Origin of the sequence: Bradyrhizobium sp. BR13661 (assembly GCF_029892425.1) — a bacterium.
GTDB lineage: Bacteria > Pseudomonadota > Alphaproteobacteria > Rhizobiales > Xanthobacteraceae > Bradyrhizobium.
The window spans coordinates 91,895-109,335 of sequence record NZ_JARXWB010000017.1; the positions used below are offsets into that span (position 1 = coordinate 91,895).

Annotated in this window: 18 protein-coding genes; 17 read left to right on the plus strand and 1 reads right to left on the minus strand. The window is 64.7% G+C overall.

All coding sequences use genetic code 11. From position 1 onward, the window contains the following. Nucleotides 1-31: 31 nt before the first annotated feature. From trpS to trmB, 14 genes are all read left to right on the plus strand, one after another. Nucleotides 32-1,084 carry a tryptophan--tRNA ligase gene (gene trpS / locus M2427_RS25875; RefSeq protein WP_280709634.1) on the plus strand — a complete coding sequence of 351 codons (1,053 nt, stop codon included), beginning with the start codon at nt 32-34 and terminating at the stop codon, nt 1,082-1,084. Between the two features lie 279 nt (nt 1,085-1,363). After that, a complete protein-coding gene (locus tag M2427_RS25880) occupies nt 1,364-1,933 on the plus strand; it encodes a NifU family protein (protein WP_280709636.1) in 570 nt (189 codons plus the stop codon). Nucleotides 1,934-2,021: 88 nt separating this feature from the next. After that, a complete protein-coding gene (tsaB, locus tag M2427_RS25885; protein ID WP_280709637.1) occupies nt 2,022-2,717 on the plus strand; it encodes a tRNA (adenosine(37)-N6)-threonylcarbamoyltransferase complex dimerization subunit type 1 TsaB in 696 nt (231 codons plus the stop codon). Then, complete coding sequence (rimI, locus tag M2427_RS25890; RefSeq protein ID WP_280709638.1) at nt 2,714-3,199, plus strand: ribosomal protein S18-alanine N-acetyltransferase; 486 nt, start codon at nt 2,714-2,716, stop codon at nt 3,197-3,199. The genes tsaB and rimI overlap by 4 nt, the downstream gene beginning before the upstream one ends. A gap of 38 nt (nt 3,200-3,237) precedes the next feature. Then, nucleotides 3,238-3,693 carry a Fur family transcriptional regulator gene (locus M2427_RS25895; protein WP_280709640.1) on the plus strand — a complete coding sequence of 152 codons (456 nt, stop codon included), beginning with the start codon at nt 3,238-3,240 and terminating at the stop codon, nt 3,691-3,693. 6 nt (nt 3,694-3,699) lie between these two features. Further along, nucleotides 3,700-4,368 carry an HAD family hydrolase gene (locus M2427_RS25900; protein ID WP_280709641.1) on the plus strand — a complete coding sequence of 223 codons (669 nt, stop codon included), beginning with the start codon at nt 3,700-3,702 and terminating at the stop codon, nt 4,366-4,368. 136 nt (nt 4,369-4,504) lie between these two features. Further along, the gene (miaB, locus tag M2427_RS25905) at nt 4,505-5,902 is read left to right on the plus strand and encodes a tRNA (N6-isopentenyl adenosine(37)-C2)-methylthiotransferase MiaB (RefSeq protein ID WP_280709733.1); all 1,398 of its coding nucleotides are present in this window, start codon (nt 4,505-4,507) and stop codon (nt 5,900-5,902) included. A gap of 64 nt (nt 5,903-5,966) precedes the next feature. Beyond that, the gene (locus tag M2427_RS25910) at nt 5,967-6,965 is read left to right on the plus strand and encodes a PhoH family protein (protein ID WP_280709642.1); all 999 of its coding nucleotides are present in this window, start codon (nt 5,967-5,969) and stop codon (nt 6,963-6,965) included. Between the two features lie 60 nt (nt 6,966-7,025). Continuing rightward, the gene (ybeY, locus tag M2427_RS25915) at nt 7,026-7,535 is read left to right on the plus strand and encodes an rRNA maturation RNase YbeY (protein ID WP_280709643.1); all 510 of its coding nucleotides are present in this window, start codon (nt 7,026-7,028) and stop codon (nt 7,533-7,535) included. Between the two features lies 1 nt (nt 7,536). Continuing rightward, nucleotides 7,537-8,652, plus strand: a complete 1,116-nt coding sequence (locus tag M2427_RS25920) for a hemolysin family protein (RefSeq protein ID WP_280709644.1) — start codon at nt 7,537-7,539, stop codon at nt 8,650-8,652. Next, on the plus strand, nt 8,649-10,262 hold the full coding sequence (gene lnt / locus M2427_RS25925) for an apolipoprotein N-acyltransferase (protein WP_280709645.1): 1,614 nt from the start codon (nt 8,649-8,651) through the stop codon (nt 10,260-10,262). Before M2427_RS25920 ends, lnt begins: the two co-directional genes overlap by 4 nt. A gap of 231 nt (nt 10,263-10,493) precedes the next feature. After that, nucleotides 10,494-10,907 carry a helix-turn-helix transcriptional regulator gene (locus M2427_RS25930; RefSeq protein WP_148750925.1) on the plus strand — a complete coding sequence of 138 codons (414 nt, stop codon included), beginning with the start codon at nt 10,494-10,496 and terminating at the stop codon, nt 10,905-10,907. 80 nt (nt 10,908-10,987) lie between these two features. Then, on the plus strand, nt 10,988-12,145 hold the full coding sequence (locus M2427_RS25935; protein ID WP_280709646.1) for a M20 family metallopeptidase: 1,158 nt from the start codon (nt 10,988-10,990) through the stop codon (nt 12,143-12,145). Continuing rightward, nucleotides 12,142-12,852, plus strand: a complete 711-nt coding sequence (gene trmB, locus M2427_RS25940) for a tRNA (guanosine(46)-N7)-methyltransferase TrmB (protein ID WP_280709647.1) — start codon at nt 12,142-12,144, stop codon at nt 12,850-12,852. Before M2427_RS25935 ends, trmB begins: the two co-directional genes overlap by 4 nt. On the opposite strand, the gene M2427_RS25945 is transcribed toward trmB, so the two are convergent. Continuing rightward, nucleotides 12,849-13,931 carry a DUF2336 domain-containing protein gene (locus M2427_RS25945; RefSeq protein WP_280709649.1) on the minus strand — a complete coding sequence of 361 codons (1,083 nt, stop codon included), beginning with the start codon at nt 13,929-13,931 and terminating at the stop codon, nt 12,849-12,851. The genes trmB and M2427_RS25945 overlap by 4 nt on opposite strands. 414 nt (nt 13,932-14,345) lie before the next feature. Here M2427_RS25945 and rimP point away from each other — a divergent pair, with 414 nt between their 5' ends. Genes rimP through M2427_RS25960 form a run of 3 tightly spaced genes read left to right on the plus strand, consistent with a single transcriptional unit; the run spans nt 14,346 to nt 17,421 of the window. Further along, the gene (gene rimP / locus M2427_RS25950; protein WP_280709650.1) at nt 14,346-15,101 is read left to right on the plus strand and encodes a ribosome maturation factor RimP; all 756 of its coding nucleotides are present in this window, start codon (nt 14,346-14,348) and stop codon (nt 15,099-15,101) included. A 2-nt stretch (nt 15,102-15,103) separates the two neighbouring features. Beyond that, complete coding sequence (gene nusA, locus M2427_RS25955) at nt 15,104-16,714, plus strand: transcription termination factor NusA (protein WP_280709652.1); 1,611 nt, start codon at nt 15,104-15,106, stop codon at nt 16,712-16,714. A 23-nt stretch (nt 16,715-16,737) separates the two neighbouring features. Next, entirely contained in the window at nt 16,738-17,421 is a 684-nt protein-coding gene (locus M2427_RS25960; protein ID WP_280709654.1) for an RNA-binding protein, read from the plus strand. The last annotated feature ends 20 nt before the right edge of the window (nt 17,422-17,441 follow it).

Consider the following 17,441-nt stretch of genomic DNA (forward strand, 5'->3'; position numbering starts at 1 on the left):
GACGGCCGGCGACCTCTCAGGAAGACTGACCATGCCATTCGTTGAACGGGTTTTTTCGGGCGTCCAGCCGACGGGCAATCTGCACCTCGGCAATTACCTGGGCGCGATCGTCAACTTCGTGAAGATGCAGGAAACCCACAACTGCATCTATTGCGTCGTCGACATGCATGCGATCACGCAAGGCCTGGATGTCTGGGGCGGACCGGCCGAGCTCGCGCGCAACACCCGCGAGGTGACCGCGGCGTTCATCGCGAGCGGCATCGATCCCAAAAAGCACATCGTGTTCAACCAGAGCCAGGTCTCCGGCCACGCCGAGCTTGCCTGGATCTTCAACTGCGTCGCGCGCATGGGCTGGCTCGGCCGCATGACCCAGTTCAAGGAGAAGGCCGGCAAGGATCGCGAGAACGCCTCGGTCGGGCTGTTCGACTATCCGGTGCTGATGGCCGCCGACATTCTGCTCTACCGCGCCACGCACGTTCCGGTCGGCGAGGACCAGAAGCAGCATCTCGAGCTCTCGCGCGACATCGCCCAGAAGTTCAACAACGACTTCGGGGATTCCATCCGCAGCCACGGCGCCAATGACGGCCTGTTCTTCCCGCTGCCGGAACCCCTGATCACGGGCCCGGCGACCCGCGTGATGAGCCTGCGCGACGGCACCAAGAAGATGTCGAAGTCGGATGCGTCGGACAATTCGCGCATCAACCTGACCGACGATGCCGACACCATCGCGCAGAAGATCCGCAAGGCAAAGACCGATCCCGAGCCGTTGCCGAGCGAAGAGAAGGGCCTGGAAGCGCGTCCCGAAGCCGACAATCTCGTCGGCATTTTCGCCGCGCTCTCGGACCGCTCCAAGGCCGACGTGCTGCGCGAGTTCGGCGGGGGCCAGTTCTCCAGCTTCAAGAACGCGCTGGCGGAGCTGTGCGTCACCAAGCTCGCGCCGATCGCCGGCGAGATGAAGCGGCTGGTCTCAGACCCCGGCCATATCGACAGCATCCTGAACGAGGGGTCCGACCGGGCTCGCGCCATCGCCCAGGAGACCATGAACCGCTCGAAGGACATCGTCGGCTTCATCCGCCGGCGCTAGAGGCTGTTTTACCCTCCCCTGGAGGGGGAGGGTCGATCGCGCTTAGCGCGAGCGGGGTGGGGTGACAGTCTCTCCGCCTCGCAAGCTGTCCGTGTGGAGAGATCACCCCACCCCGTCGCTTCGCGCCGATCCTCCCCCTCCAGGGGAGGGTAAGAGCCCCTAACCCGCTGATCTAACAGCAAAACACCCTCACCTCCCCTTGACCGTGCGTTCTCCGTCGCCATCTGCTAGTGGATAGGGCACGCGCCGGCCTTGAACCGGCGACGTCTGGAGAAAGCCATGTTCATTCAAACCGAAGCCACCCCCAATCCTGCCACGCTGAAATTCATCCCCGGCCGCGTCGTGTCCGACGGCAGCCCGATGGAGTTTGCCAGCCGTGAAGCCGCGACGCGCTCGCCACTTGCGGAAAAGCTGTTCGAGGTGCCCGGCGTCAGCGGCGTGTTCTATGGATCGGATTTCATCACCGTGACCAAGGCGAACGGTGAATGGCAGCAGCTCAAGCCCGCGATTCTCGGTGCCATCATGGAGCACTACATGTCCGGCGCGCCGCTGCTCGCCGACGGCGAGGTCGCAAGCGATGTCGATCTCGACGACGAGGACGAGTTCTTCGACGAGGCCGATGCCGAGACGGTCGACATGATCAAGGATCTGATCGAGACGCGCGTGCGGCCGGCGGTTGCCAATGACGGCGGCGACATTACCTTCCGCGGCTTCAAGGACGGCATCGTCTATCTCAACATGAAGGGCGCCTGCTCCGGCTGCCCGTCATCGACCGCCACGCTCCAGCACGGCATCCAGAATTTGCTGAAGCATTTCGTGCCCGACGTGGTCGAAGTCCGGCCGATGTAACCGGCGGGCGAATGGCGAGTAGCGAATGGCGAATGGCATTCCGATCGGCTAGACTGTTCCCCATTCGCCACTCGCCATTCGCTTTTTCATGCTGATCCTTGCCATCGATACCGCGCTGGAGGCTTGCGCAGCCGCCGTTCTCGACACCAGCGCCGGCGAGCTGCTTGCGCAAGAGCAATTGCTCATGAAGCGCGGCCACGCCGAGGCGCTGATGCCGATGATCGCGCGCGTGATGCAATCGGCCGATCTGGCTTTCACGGCACTCGACCGCATCGCCGTCACGGTCGGCCCCGGCAGTTTCACCGGCTTGCGCGTCGGCATTTCGGCGGCTCGCGGTCTTGCACTCGCGGCCGAGTTGCCGGCCGTTGGCCTCTCGACCCTGTCGGCCTATGCGGCCGCGATCGTCGGCCAGAGCGGACCGGCACCGGTGATCTCGGCCATCGATGCGCGGCATGATCACGTCTATTTCCAGATCGTCGCTGGCGACGGCAGCCAGCTGGTGCGACCGAAGATCGCCCCCATCGACGAGGCGATCGCGGCCTCGCAATTCGGCGCGCCGCATCTGGTCGGCAACGCCGCAAGAATTCTCGCCGAGCGCTGGCCGGCGGATGCGCCACAACCAGTTTCTGTCGACGCACAACCTGCGCCCGACATCAGCTGGGTCGCCTGGCTCGGCGCCGCGGCCAATCCCGACACCAATCCGGCGCGGCCATTCTATCTGAAGGCGCCCGATGCAAAACCGGCGGCACAACCGCTTTTCACCGCTCAAGCCGAAAGCTCATGATGAGATGGCTTTCGGAATGGTGGCGTGGCGGCACGGCGGCCGTCGAGCCGGCGTCGTCGCGCGACGCGGCGCGGCTGGCGCAACTGCACGCTGCTTCCTTTGCGCATGGTTGGGGCGAAGCGGAATTCGAAACCATGCTCAGCGAGCGCAATACACTCGTGCATCGCTTGCGCCTGGGGCGCAAGACGATCGGCTTTGCGGTGTCGCGGATCGGCGCGGACGAAGCGGAAATCCTCTCGATCGCGGTTGACCAGTCCCACCGCGGCCGCGGCCTCTCCCGCACGCTGCTGATGACCCATCTCGGACACCTCGCAGGGCGCGGCGTGCGCACGATTTTTCTAGAGGTCGAGGAGAACAACCAGCCCGCACGACGGCTCTACGATAGGGGCGGATTCGTGGTGGTCGGGCGCCGCGAACGCTACTATAAACAGGCCAACGGGGAACAGTTGAACGCACTTCTGATGCGACGTGACTTGTCGTAACATTGATGGCAGAAAGCGCCTCGTCAGACGGACACGATATGACCGAACTTAAACCTTCTCCCGCATCCAAGGCGACCGGCATCGAGGCGCGATGCGCCGCCACCGGCATGCGGATGACCGAGCAGCGCCGCGTCATCGCGCGCGTGCTTGCGGAAGCCGTCGATCACCCCGACGTCGAGGAATTGTACCGGCGCTGTGTCGCCGTCGACGACAAGATCTCGATCTCGACCGTGTATCGCACCGTCAAGCTGTTCGAGGATGCCGGCATCATCGAACGCCACGATTTCCGCGAGGGCCGCGCACGCTACGAGACGATGCGCGACAGTCACCACGACCATCTCATCAACCTGCGCGACGGCAAGGTGATCGAGTTCACCTCCGAAGAGATCGAGAAGCTGCAGGCGGAGATCGCCCGCAAGCTCGGCTACAAGCTGGTCGATCACCGGCTCGAGCTTTACTGCGTCCCGCTCGACGACGACAAGCAGACGTCTTAAAGTTTCGTGTCCATAGGTCTCATCATCTTCGATTGCGACGGCGTGCTCGTGGACAGCGAGGTCATTTCCTGCCGCGCCCATGCCGACGTGCTGACGCGCCATGGCTATCCAATTACGTCGGAGCAGGTGCTCGTCCGCTTCCTCGGCGTCTCCGAAAAGGACGCGCGACGGATGGTCGAGCAGGAGATCGCTCGCAGTCTTCCCGACGATTTGGAGCAGCAGGTGAATGCGGCGACGCTGAAATTCTATGCGAGCGACCTCCAACCGATCATGCATGTGGCCGCAGCGATCGGCGCAATCGACCTGCCGAAATGCGTTGCGTCGAGTGGCACGCCGGAGAAGATCCTTCACGGCCTGACTTGCGCCGGGCTCTATGACCTGCTCGCTCCGCACATATTTTCGGCGAGCCAGGTCGCACGCGGTAAACCTGCGCCCGATCTGTTCCTGTTTGCCGCCGAACAGATGAAAGCTGCGCCGGAACGGTGCGTCGTGATCGAGGACAGCGTCCCCGGGGTTACCGGCGCACACGCGGCCGGAATGACGGTGCTGGGCTTTCACGGTGGCAGCCACTGCCCGCCGAGGCACGCCGAAAGGCTGCGCGCCGCGGGCGCCAATTTGACGTTCGATGATATGCGGCAGTTGCCGGAGCTGGTCCAGCGGGTCGCGGCGGGCTGAATCTCGCCCAAAATCTCCGGATTCCGGGTTCGATCGCGCCAAGAGCGCCCGGAATGACCGTATGAGCCCCCATTCGCTGGCTTTTCAGCCTTCCAGCCTATATTTGAGGGCCGTCCTCCACCTCACCTCGGGTTCCATGACGCCGCCGCGCAAGCTGCACATCAAATCATATGGTTGCCAGATGAACGTCTACGATGCCCAGCGCATGGTGGACACGCTGGCTCCGGAAGGATTCGTGGAGACAGCCAACGTCGAGGACGCCGACCTCGTCATCCTCAACACCTGCCATATCCGCGAGAAGGCCTCTGAAAAGGTCTATTCCGAGCTCGGCCGCCTGCGCGTTGCCAAGGACGAGGCTGCGCGCGAGGGCCGCGCCATGCAGATCGCAGTCGCCGGCTGCGTCGCGCAGGCCGAAGGCGAGGAGATCGTGCGCCGCGCGCCGACGGTCGACGTCGTGGTTGGACCGCAGAGCTATCATCATCTGCCCGAGCTGTTGAAGCGCGCCGGCCACGAAGGCCGTGCGATCGAGACCGAGTTTCCGGCGGCCGACAAGTTCGGCTTCCTCGCCCAGCCGAAACCCGACGCGATCCGCGCCCGCGGCATTTCCGCCTTCGTCACGGTGCAGGAAGGCTGCGACAAGTTCTGCACGTTCTGCGTCGTGCCCTACACGCGCGGCTCCGAAGTCTCCCGGCCCGTCGCGAAGATCATCGACGACGTGAAGCGGCTTGCCGATAATGGCGTGCGCGAGCTCACGCTGATCGGGCAGAACGTCAACGCCTATCACGGCGAGGGACCGGACGGGACAGACTGGGGCCTCGGCAGATTGCTGGAGCGCCTGGCAGGGATTCCCGGCATCGCGCGGCTGCGCTACTCGACCAGCCATCCCCGCGACGTCGATGACGGCTTGATTGCGGCCCATCGCGATCTCGATGCGCTGATGCCGTTCGTGCACCTGCCGGTGCAGTCGGGCTCCGACCAGATTCTTGCCGCCATGAACCGGAAACATACCGCCGATGATTATCGGCGTGTCATCGACCGTTTCCGGTCCGCGCGCCAAGACATTGCTTTTTCATCAGATTTTATCGTCGGCTTTCCTGGTGAGAGCGAGCAAGATTTTCTCGCCACACTCGCGCTTGTCACGCAAATCGGCTACGCTGCGGCATATTCGTTCAAATACTCCGCCCGGCCGGGAACGCCGGCCGCGGATATGCAGGAGACGGTGTCCCCCGCCGAGATGGACCAGCGATTGGAGCGGCTCCAGGAACTGATCGACAGCCAGCAATCGGCCTTCAACAAGGCTGCGATTGGCTCAACGGTCGACGTGCTGTTCGAACGTCCGGCGCGCAGGGACGGCCAGATCGTCGGCCGCACCGCCTTCCTCCAGCCCGCTCATGTGATGGCCTCGCCCGACATCATCGGACAGATCCTGCCGGTGCGGATCGACAGCCTCGAACGCTACAGCTTCCTCGGCGAGCTCGCCACACCGCGCCATCCGCGCGAGCCCGCTCTCTCACCCATCGCCACTGGAGCCTGAACCCTTGCCCAAAAGCGCATCGGATTCGCCTTCCCTCGCTCCCAGCCGCAAGTTTGACCGCGACATGCAAGTTCCGCCCGAGACCCAGGTCGTCATCGACTTCGACGACAACCGCGCCGCGTCCGCGCTGGTCGGCCCCTATGGCCAGAACCTGGCGCAGATCGAGCGGCGGCTCGGCGTCGTGGTGGACTCCAAGGGCAACCACATCACCATCGGCGGCTCGCGCGACGGCTGCGACGCCGCGCGCCGCGTGCTGGAGACGCTCTATGCGCATGCCGTGAAGGGCCAGGATGTCGACCAGGGCGAGGTCGAGGGTGCGATCCGCGCGGTGATCGCGCAAGGGTCCCTGTTCGAGTTCGACGCCAAATCGGCGAAATCAGCCTTCGACAGCATCAATTTGCGCAAGCGCCCGGTGCGCGCGCGCACGGCGGCGCAGGACTCCTACATTCGCGCGCTCAAGCGCCATGAGCTCGTTTTCGGCATCGGCCCCGCCGGCACCGGCAAGACCTGGCTCGCGGTCGCGCATGCCGCGCAATTGTTCGAGCGCAAGGAGGTCGACAAGATCATCCTGTCGCGTCCGGCGGTCGAAGCCGGCGAGCGGCTCGGCTTCCTGCCCGGCGACCTCCGCGAGAAGGTCGATCCTTATCTCCGTCCAATCTACGACGCGCTCTACGACCTCATGGACGCCCGCATCGTCGAGCGCGCGCTGCAGACCGGCGAGATCGAGATCGCGCCGCTCGCCTTCATGCGCGGCCGCACGCTGACCAACGCCGCGATCATCCTGGACGAAGCCCAGAACACGACTTCGATGCAGATGAAGATGTTCCTGACGCGCCTCGGCGAGAACAGCCGCATGATCGTCACAGGCGATCCCTCGCAGATCGACCTGCCGAACGGCCAGACGTCGGGCCTCGCGGAGGCGACCAAGCTGCTGAGCGGCGTTGAAGGCATTGCGCAAGTTCATTTCAAAGCCGAGGACGTGATCCGCCACGAGCTCGTCGCAAGAATCGTCGCCGCCTATGAAGGCTCGCCGCAGCGGCCACCCGCCGGCAACAAATCCTGACGGGACAACAGCCGGACCCTATGGGCGCGGACGAAGCGCCCTTTCGTTCCGAACAAAGCCATGTCGCATCCCAATCTTCCCATCACCGAGGTCCTCGTCGTCGCCGATTGCTGGCACGGCGAGCCTGACGCCGAAGCCGTGATCCAGCGGGCCGTTGCGGCCGCCGCCGAATCTGTCGACGACGACGTCGCGGATGCCGAAGTGGCCGTGATGCTGACCGATGATGCCGGCATCCGCACACTCAACAGCAACTGGCGCGGCATGGACAAGCCGACCAACGTGTTGTCGTTTCCCGCGCTCCAGCCCGAAGGCGAATGGAAGCCGGGCGATGCACCGCGCATGCTCGGCGACATCGCGATCGCCTACGAGACCCTGCGGCGCGAGGCGGACGAGGAACACAAGCCGTTCGATCATCATTTGAGCCATCTCGCCGTGCATGGTTTCCTGCACCTGATCGGCTACGATCACGAGAACGACGACGACGCGGAAGAAATGGAAGCGCTCGAAACCGAGATCCTGGCTCATCTCGGCATCCCCGACCCCTATGCAGACCGCGCAGGGACACACTGAGATGCCGGATTCGGAGCCTATTCACGACAATCCGCGCAACACCGCCAATCTCCCGGTCGTGGTGACGCAAGGCGAGGTCATGCGCCCGACCGCGGACGGCTGGCTGCTGCGTGCGATCCGCACGCTGTTCGGCTGGAAGGCCGGCTCGGTGCGCGACGATCTCCAGGTCGTGCTCGATGCGACGACGCCCGGTGACACCGGCTTCTCCGCGGTCGAGCGCACCATGCTGCGCAACATCCTGGGCCTGCACGAGCGCCGCATCGCCGACGTCATGGTGCACCGCGCCGACATCGTCGCGGTGAAGCGCGACATCCCGCTCGGCGAATTGATGGACCGTTTCGAGAGCGCGGGCCATTCGCGCCTCGTGGTCTACAACGAGACACTCGACGATCCCGTCGGCATCGTCCACATCCGCGATTTGCTCGCCTTCATGACCGCGCGTGCGCGGGTGTCGGAGGCCACCAAGACCAAGCGCAAGAAGCCGCTGCCGGCCGGGCTCGATCTGAAGGCCGTGGACCTCGCATTACCGCTGCACGACGCGCGCATCATCCGCAAGCTGCTCTATGTGCCGCCGTCGATGCGCGCGATCGACCTGCTGGCGCAGATGCAGGCGACGCGCATTCACCTGGCGCTGGTCGTCGACGAATATGGCGGCAGCGACGGACTTGTTTCGCTCGAGGATATCGTCGAGCAGATCGTCGGCGAGATCGACGACGAGCATGACAGCGACGAGCCGCCGTCGATCGTGCGGCTGCCCGACAACGCTTTCATCGCCGACGCCCGCGCCAGCCTCGACGACGTCCGCACCGTGATCGGCGAGGACTTCGTCACCGGCGAGGCCGGCGAGGAGGTGGAGACGCTGGGCGGCTATCTCGTCAGCTTCGTCGGGCGCCTGCCCGTGCGCGGTGAGGTGATTTCGGGTCCCGGCAATTACGAGGTTGAAGTGCTCGATGCCGATCCGCGCCGCGTCAAGCGGCTGCGCATCTCGACCCGGAAGGAACGTCCCGCGCCGCGCACCCAGCGCGAGAGGAGCCGCCGCGAGACTACGCCCGAGAGCGGCCAGCCGCCGGCCGGCGACACGCCGACCCCGCCGCCGGCCGACGGGACCCCGCAGTGACGGCGTTCCAGCGTTTCAGGCAGATTGCACTCGCCATCATCCTGACCTGGGGGTGGAAGCGCGCGCTGCTCGCGATGGCGTGCGGCGCACTCTCCGTGCTGGCGCTGGCCCCGTTCAACATTTTTCCGGTGCTGTTCATCACGTTCCCCGTGATGGTCTGGCTGATCGACGGCGCCGGCGCCGGACGCTATGGCGGCGTCCCCGCCGCGGCGCTGACGGGCTACTGGTTCGGGCTCGGCTATTTCGTCCCGGGGCTCTACTGGATCGGCATCGCCTTCTTCGTTGATGCCGACGTGTTCGCATGGCTGACGCCGTTCGCCGTGCTGGGCTTGCCGGCCTATCTCTCGATCTTCACCGCGATCGGGTTCGCGCTGGCCCGTCTGCTCTGGACCAAGGATGCCACCCGCATACTCGCGCTCGCAGCAAGCCTCACCATTGGCGAATGGCTGCGCGGGCACGTGCTCACCGGCTTTCCCTGGAACGCGTTCGGCTATGCGCTGTCGGAGCCGCTGCCGCTGGCACAGACGGCCTCGTTGATCGGCCAATGGGGCATGACGTTTCTGGCGATCGCGATCTTCGCGGCGCCTGCCGTGCTGATCGACCGCACGCGCGATCGCAGCCCGGCGTGGCGCGTGCCGACTGCTGCGATTGCGCTGCTGGTCGTCATGGGCCTGTTCGGCGCGATCCGCCTGTCGCTGCATCCGACCACGATGGTTGCGGGTGCGAAGCTGCGCCTGATGCAGCCGAACCTCCAGCAGGATTTGAAATTCAACTACTCCGCCAAGGCGGAGGTGATGAAGAAATATCTGGCGCTGTCGGACCGCGCCTCCGGTCCACAAGCAACCGGCGTGAGCGCTGCGACCATCCTGATCTGGCCGGAATCCGCCTTTCCGTTCTTCCTCACACGCGAAGCCGACGCGATGGCCCAGATTGCCGAGCTGTTGCCCAAGGGCACGGTGCTGATCACCGGCTCGGTGCGCGCTCCCGATCTGCCGCCAGGCACGCCGATCACGCGGGCCTATAATTCGATCTATGTCATCGACCACGACGCCAGCGTGCTGGCGGTCTACGACAAGCTCCATCTGGTGCCGTTCGGCGAATATCTCCCCTACCAGGATGTGTTGGAGAAGCTCGGCCTCGAGCAACTGACGCGGATGCGTGGCGGCTTCATTCCCGGCACAGTGCGGCACGCGCTGCCAGTGCCGGGCGCACCGCCCGCGCTGCCGCTGATCTGCTACGAAGCAATCTTCCCCGGCGAAGTCGGCACGCGCGATGAGCGTCCGGGCTGGATGGTGAACCTCACCAATGACGGCTGGTTCGGCATCTCGACCGGTCCGTACCAGCATCTGGAGCAGGCGCGGATGCGCGCCATCGAGCTCGGACTGCCGCTGGTTCGCTCTGCCAATACCGGCATCTCGGCCGTGGTCGATCCGGCGGGACGCACGGTGGCCAGCCTCGGTCTCGGGATCGAAGGCATTTTGGATGCAAGTCTGCCCGCCGCCATCCCACCCACGGTCTATGCGCGAGTCGGAGACATCCCCGCGGCCATGCTCGTCGCGCTGGCGATCGTTCTTGCGGTGCGACGACGCGTTGCAAAGCGGCACCCCTGATCGCGCCGTCGCTAGCGATTTCGGGTGAGACGGCCGGAAACTTTTGACAACCGTAGTCCCACGGTTGACAGACTGCACGCTGGCTCCCCATTCTGCACCGGCTGCACAAGACAGCGGTGCATTGCTAAATTTCTCCGCAATGTTTCCCCAATCAGAGTGAAGTTTTGACGTCGCTGTCACCTGAGGCAATACTTTCATTGCGCCGACGGTGGTGTTTGGAGGGCTGAGGAAATGTCGAAAGCGCCCAACCCTGTTGACAAATATGTCGGCAGTCGCGTGCGCATGCGCCGCATCATGTTGGGCATGAGCCAGGAAAAGCTCGGTGAAGCTTTGGGCCTGACTTTCCAGCAGGTTCAGAAATACGAGAAGGGCACCAATCGGGTCGGCGCGAGCCGTATCCAGCAGATTGCCGAGATTCTCCAGGTGCCGGTGTCGTTCCTGTTCGAGGGCGGACCGAGCGGCGTAGCCGGGCCCGACGGCTTCGCCGAAGGTGCATCGCCCTCCTATGTCTCCGACTTCCTCGCCACCTCCGAAGGGCTCGCGCTGACCAAGGCGTTCACCCGAATCACCGATTCGAAGCTGCGCCGTTCGATCGTCGATCTCGTCGAGCAGATCGCCGCCCGCGAAGGCCCGGACAAGCGCTAAGGCGCTTGTTCGATTTGAGACTGCGCCAATTCTGGCCTATGTCGTCATCTGCGGGCGCGCCTTGCGCCACCTCCGCTGAGATGATGCGATTTGAAGGCACAGATACGTCCATGGCGAACTCCAATTCATTCGATTCCCAAACTATCCTCGCTGGTATCCGCCGCTGGGTGGAGATCGAGACGCCGACGGAAGTGCCCGAGCAGGTCAACAAGCTGACCTCGATGGTTGCCGACCATTATCGCGATCTCCCCGTCAGACTCGAGCGCGTCGCCGGTGTCGATGGCTGCGGCGATCATCTCGTGGTGCGTTCAAGCTGGGGCCAGGACCGGCCCGGTATCCTGGTGCTCAGTCATCTCGACACCGTTCATCCGATGGGCTTCATCGCGCGCCTGCCTTTCAAGGTCGAAGGCGACAGCGCGTTCGGTCCCGGCATCTACGACATGAAGGGCGGCGCCTACATCGCCTATCACGCCTTTCGCGAGCTTTGCGCTGCACCCGAGCGTTCGCCACTCGGCATCACCCACATGTTCACCTCCGACGAGGAGATCGGCAGCCCGACCTCGCGTGCGCTCATTGAGAAGGAGGGACGCAAGGCCAAATACGTGCTGGTGACGGAACCCGCGCGCGACGGCGGCAAGATCGTCACCGGGCGCAAGGGCGTCGGACGGTTCCAGGTTTTCATCAAGGGCGTGCCCGCGCATGCCGGCTCGCGCCCTGAAGACGGCCGCAGCGCGGTGCGCGAGCTCGCCAACGTCATCCAGACGCTGGAAGGGATGAACGATCTGAAGCGCGGGGTGACCGTCAATGTCGGCGTGGTGCGCGGCGGGACACGCCCCAACGTCACGCCGGAAGAGGCCTATGCCGAAGTCGATTTGCGCGTGCCGAGCGCCAGCGATGCAGAAGAGTTCGTCGGCAAGATTCTCGGCCTGACGTCGAAGACCGAGGGCGTGACCGTCACCGTCACCGGCGAGCTCAATCGTCCTCCTTACGAGAAGGGCAATGCGGGCGCCTCACTGTACGAACATGCGAAGACGATTGCCGCGGAACTCGGCTTCGAGCTGGTCGACACCCACACCGGCGGCGGCTCGGACGGTAATTTCACCGCGCCTTACACCGGCACGCTCGACGGACTCGGCGTCGACGGCAAGGGCGCGCACACGCATTATGAGCAGATCTACGTTTCCTCGCTCGAGCCGCGCGCGCGGCTGCTGTATCGGCTGTACCAGACGCTGCGATGAGCGAACGCCAGTCAGACCCCGATCGCGCGGATGGCGAGCGCGCCTTCTTCGGACGCCGCAAGGGCCACAAGCTCAGGCAGCACCAGGCCGAGCTGGTCGACCATCTGCTGCCGCATCTCGCGCTCGACATCACGGGCGAGAGACCGGCGAACGCCAACGAGATCTTCGATCCCGCAGCGGAGGACGTGCGGCTCGAGATCGGCTTCGGCGGCGGCGAGCATCTCGCAGCAGAAGCGCAGGCCTTTCCGACAACCGGCTTCATCGGCTGCGAGCCCTATGTCAACGGCATGGCCAAGATCCTCGCGCAGATCGAGGCGGCCAACATTGCCAACATCCGCCTGTTCGCAGGCGACGCCGCCGAACTGCTGGCCTGGCTGCCTGATGCCTCGCTGTCGCGGATCGATCTGATCCATCCCGATCCCTGGCCGAAGCGGCGACACTGGAAGCGGCGCTTCGTCCAGGATCGCACGATCCTCGCGATGGCGCGCGTCCTCAAGCCGGGCGGTGAATTCCGCTTCGTCTGCGATATCGACGATTACTGTGCCTGGACGCTGTCACATCTTGCGCGCGCGCCGGATTTTCGTTGGCTCGCAGAACGCGCCGATGATTTCCGCCAACCCTGGGCCGGCTACACCATGACGCGCTATGGCAGAAAAGCCGCGCGAGAAGGGCGCAAGGCAGCGTATTTGCGGTTCAAGCGAAGCTAGATCGTCCGCCGGTTGCGCCAGAAATTCACGACGCGCTCTGCCGTCGACGGCATCAGGCGGGTGAAATTCGTCCGTGCCTGCTCGAGATCGGCATCAGCCGGCGTGCGATGCGGCCCGTACCACATCAGGATCAGCGCGCGTACCGTGGGCCAGCCGAGATTCAGCACGCGGCCGAGGATCAGGATCGGATCGTAGCGATCGCCGGAGATCAGGCGATCGAGGATCGGAAGCCTGACGCCGGCCATTGCCGAGAGCGTGGCGACCGATTCCTCGTATTTGTGCGCCTTGGCGAAACCGAGCAGCGCACTCTCGCCGAGATGTCCGCCGCGATGCAGGCCGAGCACCGTGCGTTGCGCATCCGCGAAATCGCGCCGCGGGCCTGCGGGCCGCGCAGCTTCCTCGATCGCAGCCATCGCGCGCTTGATCTCGACCTGGCGCGCCGGATTGACCACGGTGGAAAGCCGACGCCTGATGACGTCGAGCGTGCCGTTGAGCAGCTCTTTGAGATGATCGCCGGAAAGATCTTCACGCTGGCCGAGCTTGAGCGTCAGCACGCCATCCTGGCTCGCGCGCTTGATCAATTCCGAATAGCCACCGGCAGAGAAATGGGCACCGGCATTGCCGGCGGCGCGGCGCACCACGTCGCGATCACCGCGCTCGACCAGCACATCGGTGATCACGGTCGACAGAGTCGGCCGCTCCGTCATCGCGAGCAGATGGCCCTGGCCCTTCAGCCGGGCGATCTCGACGAGCGCGGCCTCATCGAGCACGGGTGAGCGGCGCAGCACCGGGCCCGCCACCTGGATCTCGTTTTCGCGCGCGAGCTGGCCGACCAGATGCGGCGGCGCATTGTCCAGCCGCGAGAAGCGCTCGGCGAGATCGACGCGCGATGCAAGCTCGGCGTGCGGGACGAGATCGATCAGCAGATTGTCGAAGAGATCGATGAGCTCGGGACGGAGTCTTGAGGCGTCCTGAAAGAACAGCGCGGCGATGGCGCTCGCGACCTCGCCACGACGGCGGGGATCGCCACGTTTGACGATATCGTCCAGTCCTGGAATGAGCGACGTGGCAACGGTCATGAAAACGCAACTCGGATCTGGCACGCCGTGGGCGCGCCAAAGCTCAAGCCGCCCCACAATCAGGGAATTTAGGCCCGTTTCGTGAAAGAAGCGTTGCTCCCAGGGGCGCCTCTCGGCGCTCCCTTGGGGCGTCTCTCGACGCTCCCGGGGGACGCCGCCCGAGGCGCAAAAAGCCCGCATTCGCCTGTGATGGGCCTTGTCCGGGACGGCGGAAAGGGCTATATCAGCGCCAATTCATCTTCTCATACGATCCGCGTAGTGAGAGTGGGCCCGAAAGGACCCGCTCTTTTTTATTACCTGGACGCGGCTCGGCGGAAGATGCGACCCGACAGGCTGTCGGGGGAGTTCCGAAGCGGGCCTGACGTTTTAACCGGGTCTTAACCATCGAGACGATCGAGCGCCTTGATCCCTGAGATGACCGAACCGACCATTGGTTCCACAGATGCCGAGTTGCTGGCCGAGCCGAGGCTCGTGGTCGAGCCGGGCGTCGCGGCGCGGGTGTCTGCGGTCGCTTCTCCCGTGCTCGAAGGCATGGGCTACCGCCTGGTGCGGATCCGCATTTCCGGCGAGTCTGGCTGCACCGTGCAGATCATGGCCGAGCGGCCGGACGGTTCGATGCAGCTCGAGGACTGCGAGGCAATCTCGCGGGCGCTGTCGCCCGTGCTCGACGTCGCCGATCCCATCGACCGCGCCTATCGGCTGGAAATCTCCTCGCCGGGGATCGACCGTCCGCTGGTGCGCCGCTCCGATTTCGAACGCTATTCCGGCCATCTGGTGAAAATCGACATGGCCGTCGCCCATGAAGGCCGCAAGCGGTTCCGTGGCGTTCTCGGTGCCGTCGAGGGTGATCGGGTGCATCTGCATCGCGACGACGCCAAGGCCAGCGACGATGCCGACGTTCTCTTGACGATGGAAGATATCGGCGAGGCACGGCTGGTGCTGACCGATGCGCTGATCGCGGAATCGATGCGCCGCGGCAAGGCCGAGGAGCGCCAGATGCGCCGCGATCTCGGCATCGCGCCGCCGCAGGCGCCGCACGCCGAGATCAGTGCGAAAACCACCAAGAACACCAAGCCGCAAAAGAAGCCGGCCCCGACCAATACGAAGAAACATCGCCTTGCCGCCGAACGCGCGCGGCGCGGCGAGATCGAGCCTGACGAAGGAGACTAGCTATGGCAGTCAGCGCCAATCGACTTGAACTGCTCCAGATCGCCGACGCCGTTGCCCGCGAGAAATCGATCGACCGCGGCATCGTCATCGCGGCGATGGAAGATGCCATCGCCAAGGCCGCGCGGGCCCGGTACGGCAGCGAGACTGACGTTCACGCCGAGATCGACCCGAAGAAGGGCGAGCTCCGGCTGTCGCGCCACATGCTGGTGGTCGACAAGGTCGAGAACCACTCCAACCAGATCTCGCTGGTCGACGCGCAGCGCGCCAATCCTGGCGCCCAGGTCGGCGACACCATCGCCGACACGCTGCCGCCGCTCGAATATGGACGCATCGCCGCGCAATCGGCTAAGCAGGTGATCGTGCAGAAGGTGCGCGAGGCCGAGCGCGACCGGCAATATCAGGAATTCAAGGACCGCATCGGCGACATCGTCAACGGCGTCGTCAAGCGCGTCGAATATGGCAGCGTGATCGTCGATCTCGGCCGCGGTGAAGCCATCATCCGCCGCGACGAGATGCTGCCGCGCGAAGTGTTCCGCAACGGCGACCGCGTCCGCGCCTACATCTTCGACGTCCGCCGCGAGACCCGCGGTCCGCAGATTTTCCTCTCCCGCACCCATCCGCAGTTCATGGCGAAGCTGTTCGCCCAGGAAGTGCCTGAGATCTATGACGGCATCGTCGAGATCAAGGCAGTCGCCCGCGACCCGGGCTCGCGCGCGAAAATCGGCGTGATTTCCCGCGATTCCTCCGTCGATCCGGTCGGCGCCTGCGTCGGTATGCGCGGCTCGCGCGTGCAGGCCGTGGTGAACGAGTTGCAGGGCGAGAAGATCGACATCATTCCGTGGTCGCCCGACATCGCGACCTTCGTGGTCAACGCATTGGCGCCGGCTGAAGTCTCCAAGGTCGTCATCGACGAAGACCGCGAGCGCATCGAGGTCGTGGTGCCCGATACCAACAACCAGCTGTCGCTGGCGATCGGCCGTCGCGGCCAGAACGTCCGCCTCGCCTCGCAGCTCACCGGCTGGGACATCGACATCCTGACCGAGCAGGAGGAATCGGAGCGCCGCCAGGCCGACTTCGAGAACTCCACCCGCGTCTTCATGGAATCGCTCAATGTCGACGAGGTGGTCGGCCAGCTGCTGGCGTCCGAAGGCTTCACGTCGGTCGAGGAGCTCGCGATGGTCGACCTCAAGGAACTCGCCAGCATCGAGGGTTTTGACGAGGAGACCGCGCAGGAGCTGCAGAACCGCGCCCGCGAATATCTCGATCAGCAGGAAGCCGAGATCGAAGCCAAGCGCAAGGAACTCGGCGTCGAGGACGCCGTGAAGGACGTGCCTGGCGTGACCTCGAAGATGCTGGTGAAGTTCGGCGAGAACGACATCAAGTCGGTCGAGGACCTCGCCGGCTGCGCCACCGACGATCTGGTCGGCTGGACCGAGCGCAAGGAAGGGGGCGAGCAGACCAAGTTCGCCGGCGCGCTCGACGGCCTCGGCGTCTCCCGCGACGATGCGGAAGCCATGATCATGCAGGCCCGCGTCAAGGCCGGCTGGATCACCGAGGCTGACCTCGCCAAGCCGGCCGAAGAGGCTGACGCGGCCGCAGATCAGCCGGCTTAAGGGCGAAGGAGAATGTCGCCCGGATGCTTGCCAGCACTGACAACGAACTTGATCATGGACCGCGGGCCGAAAGGACCGCGACCATGCGCATGTGCGCGGTCAGCCGCGAGGTCCGGCCGATCGACGAGCTGATCCGCTTCGTCCTGTCGCCCGGGGGCGACATTGTTCCCGATCTCAAGCGCAAGCTGCCCGGACGCGGCATGTGGGTGACCGCCTCGCGCGAGGTGGTTGCGGAAGCTGTGCGCCGTCACCAATTTAGCAAAGCCTTCAAGCGCGAGTTGCGCACTCCCCCGACGCTTCCCGCCGACATCGAGGCGCTCCTGGTCAGGAGCGTGACCGAAGCCCTTGGGATTGCCGCCAAGGCCGGCCAGATCGTCGCCGGCTTCGGCAAGGTCGAGAGCGCCCTCAAGGAAGGCACGGTCGAGGTCCTGATCCACGCCAGTGACGGGGCCCCGGACGGAATCCGTAAATTGGACACGCTGGCGCGGCAAAATGACGAAAATCGCGGTACCCGGCCGCAGATTCCCGTCATCACCGCCCTGAAATCGATAGAATTGGATTTGGCACTTACCCGGTCAAATGTGATACATGCTGCCCTGCTCGCGGGCCCGGCGAGCAAGTCATTCCTGTCACGTAGCCAGATGCTGGTCCGATACCGGATGGCGGACGCTGACAAGACTGCCGAAAAGCCCGGCCAGGATTTCTGAAGACAAACGACGACCCGATA

Bases quoted from the DNA above. Each gene is read 5' to 3' on its own strand.
- trpS (WP_280709634.1), top strand. From the start codon at position 32: ATGCCATTCGTTGAACGGGTTTTTTCGGGCGTCCAGCCGACGGGCAAT.
- M2427_RS25880 (WP_280709636.1), top strand. From the start codon at position 1,364: ATGTTCATTCAAACCGAAGCCACCCCCAATCCTGCCACGCTGAAATTC.
- tsaB (WP_280709637.1), top strand. From the start codon at position 2,022: ATGCTGATCCTTGCCATCGATACCGCGCTGGAGGCTTGCGCAGCCGCC.
- rimI (WP_280709638.1), top strand. From the start codon at position 2,714: ATGATGAGATGGCTTTCGGAATGGTGGCGTGGCGGCACGGCGGCCGTC.
- M2427_RS25895 (WP_280709640.1), top strand. From the start codon at position 3,238: ATGACCGAACTTAAACCTTCTCCCGCATCCAAGGCGACCGGCATCGAG.
- miaB (WP_280709733.1), top strand. From the start codon at position 4,505: ATGACGCCGCCGCGCAAGCTGCACATCAAATCATATGGTTGCCAGATG.
- M2427_RS25910 (WP_280709642.1), top strand. From the start codon at position 5,967: ATGCAAGTTCCGCCCGAGACCCAGGTCGTCATCGACTTCGACGACAAC.
- ybeY (WP_280709643.1), top strand. From the start codon at position 7,026: ATGTCGCATCCCAATCTTCCCATCACCGAGGTCCTCGTCGTCGCCGAT.
- M2427_RS25920 (WP_280709644.1), top strand. From the start codon at position 7,537: ATGCCGGATTCGGAGCCTATTCACGACAATCCGCGCAACACCGCCAAT.
- M2427_RS25930 (WP_148750925.1), top strand. From the start codon at position 10,494: ATGTCGAAAGCGCCCAACCCTGTTGACAAATATGTCGGCAGTCGCGTG.
- M2427_RS25935 (WP_280709646.1), top strand. From the start codon at position 10,988: ATGATGCGATTTGAAGGCACAGATACGTCCATGGCGAACTCCAATTCA.
- trmB (WP_280709647.1), top strand. From the start codon at position 12,142: ATGAGCGAACGCCAGTCAGACCCCGATCGCGCGGATGGCGAGCGCGCC.
- M2427_RS25945 (WP_280709649.1), bottom strand. From the start codon at position 13,931: ATGACCGTTGCCACGTCGCTCATTCCAGGACTGGACGATATCGTCAAA.
- rimP (WP_280709650.1), top strand. From the start codon at position 14,346: ATGACCGAACCGACCATTGGTTCCACAGATGCCGAGTTGCTGGCCGAG.
- nusA (WP_280709652.1), top strand. From the start codon at position 15,104: ATGGCAGTCAGCGCCAATCGACTTGAACTGCTCCAGATCGCCGACGCC.
- M2427_RS25960 (WP_280709654.1), top strand. From the start codon at position 16,738: ATGCTTGCCAGCACTGACAACGAACTTGATCATGGACCGCGGGCCGAA.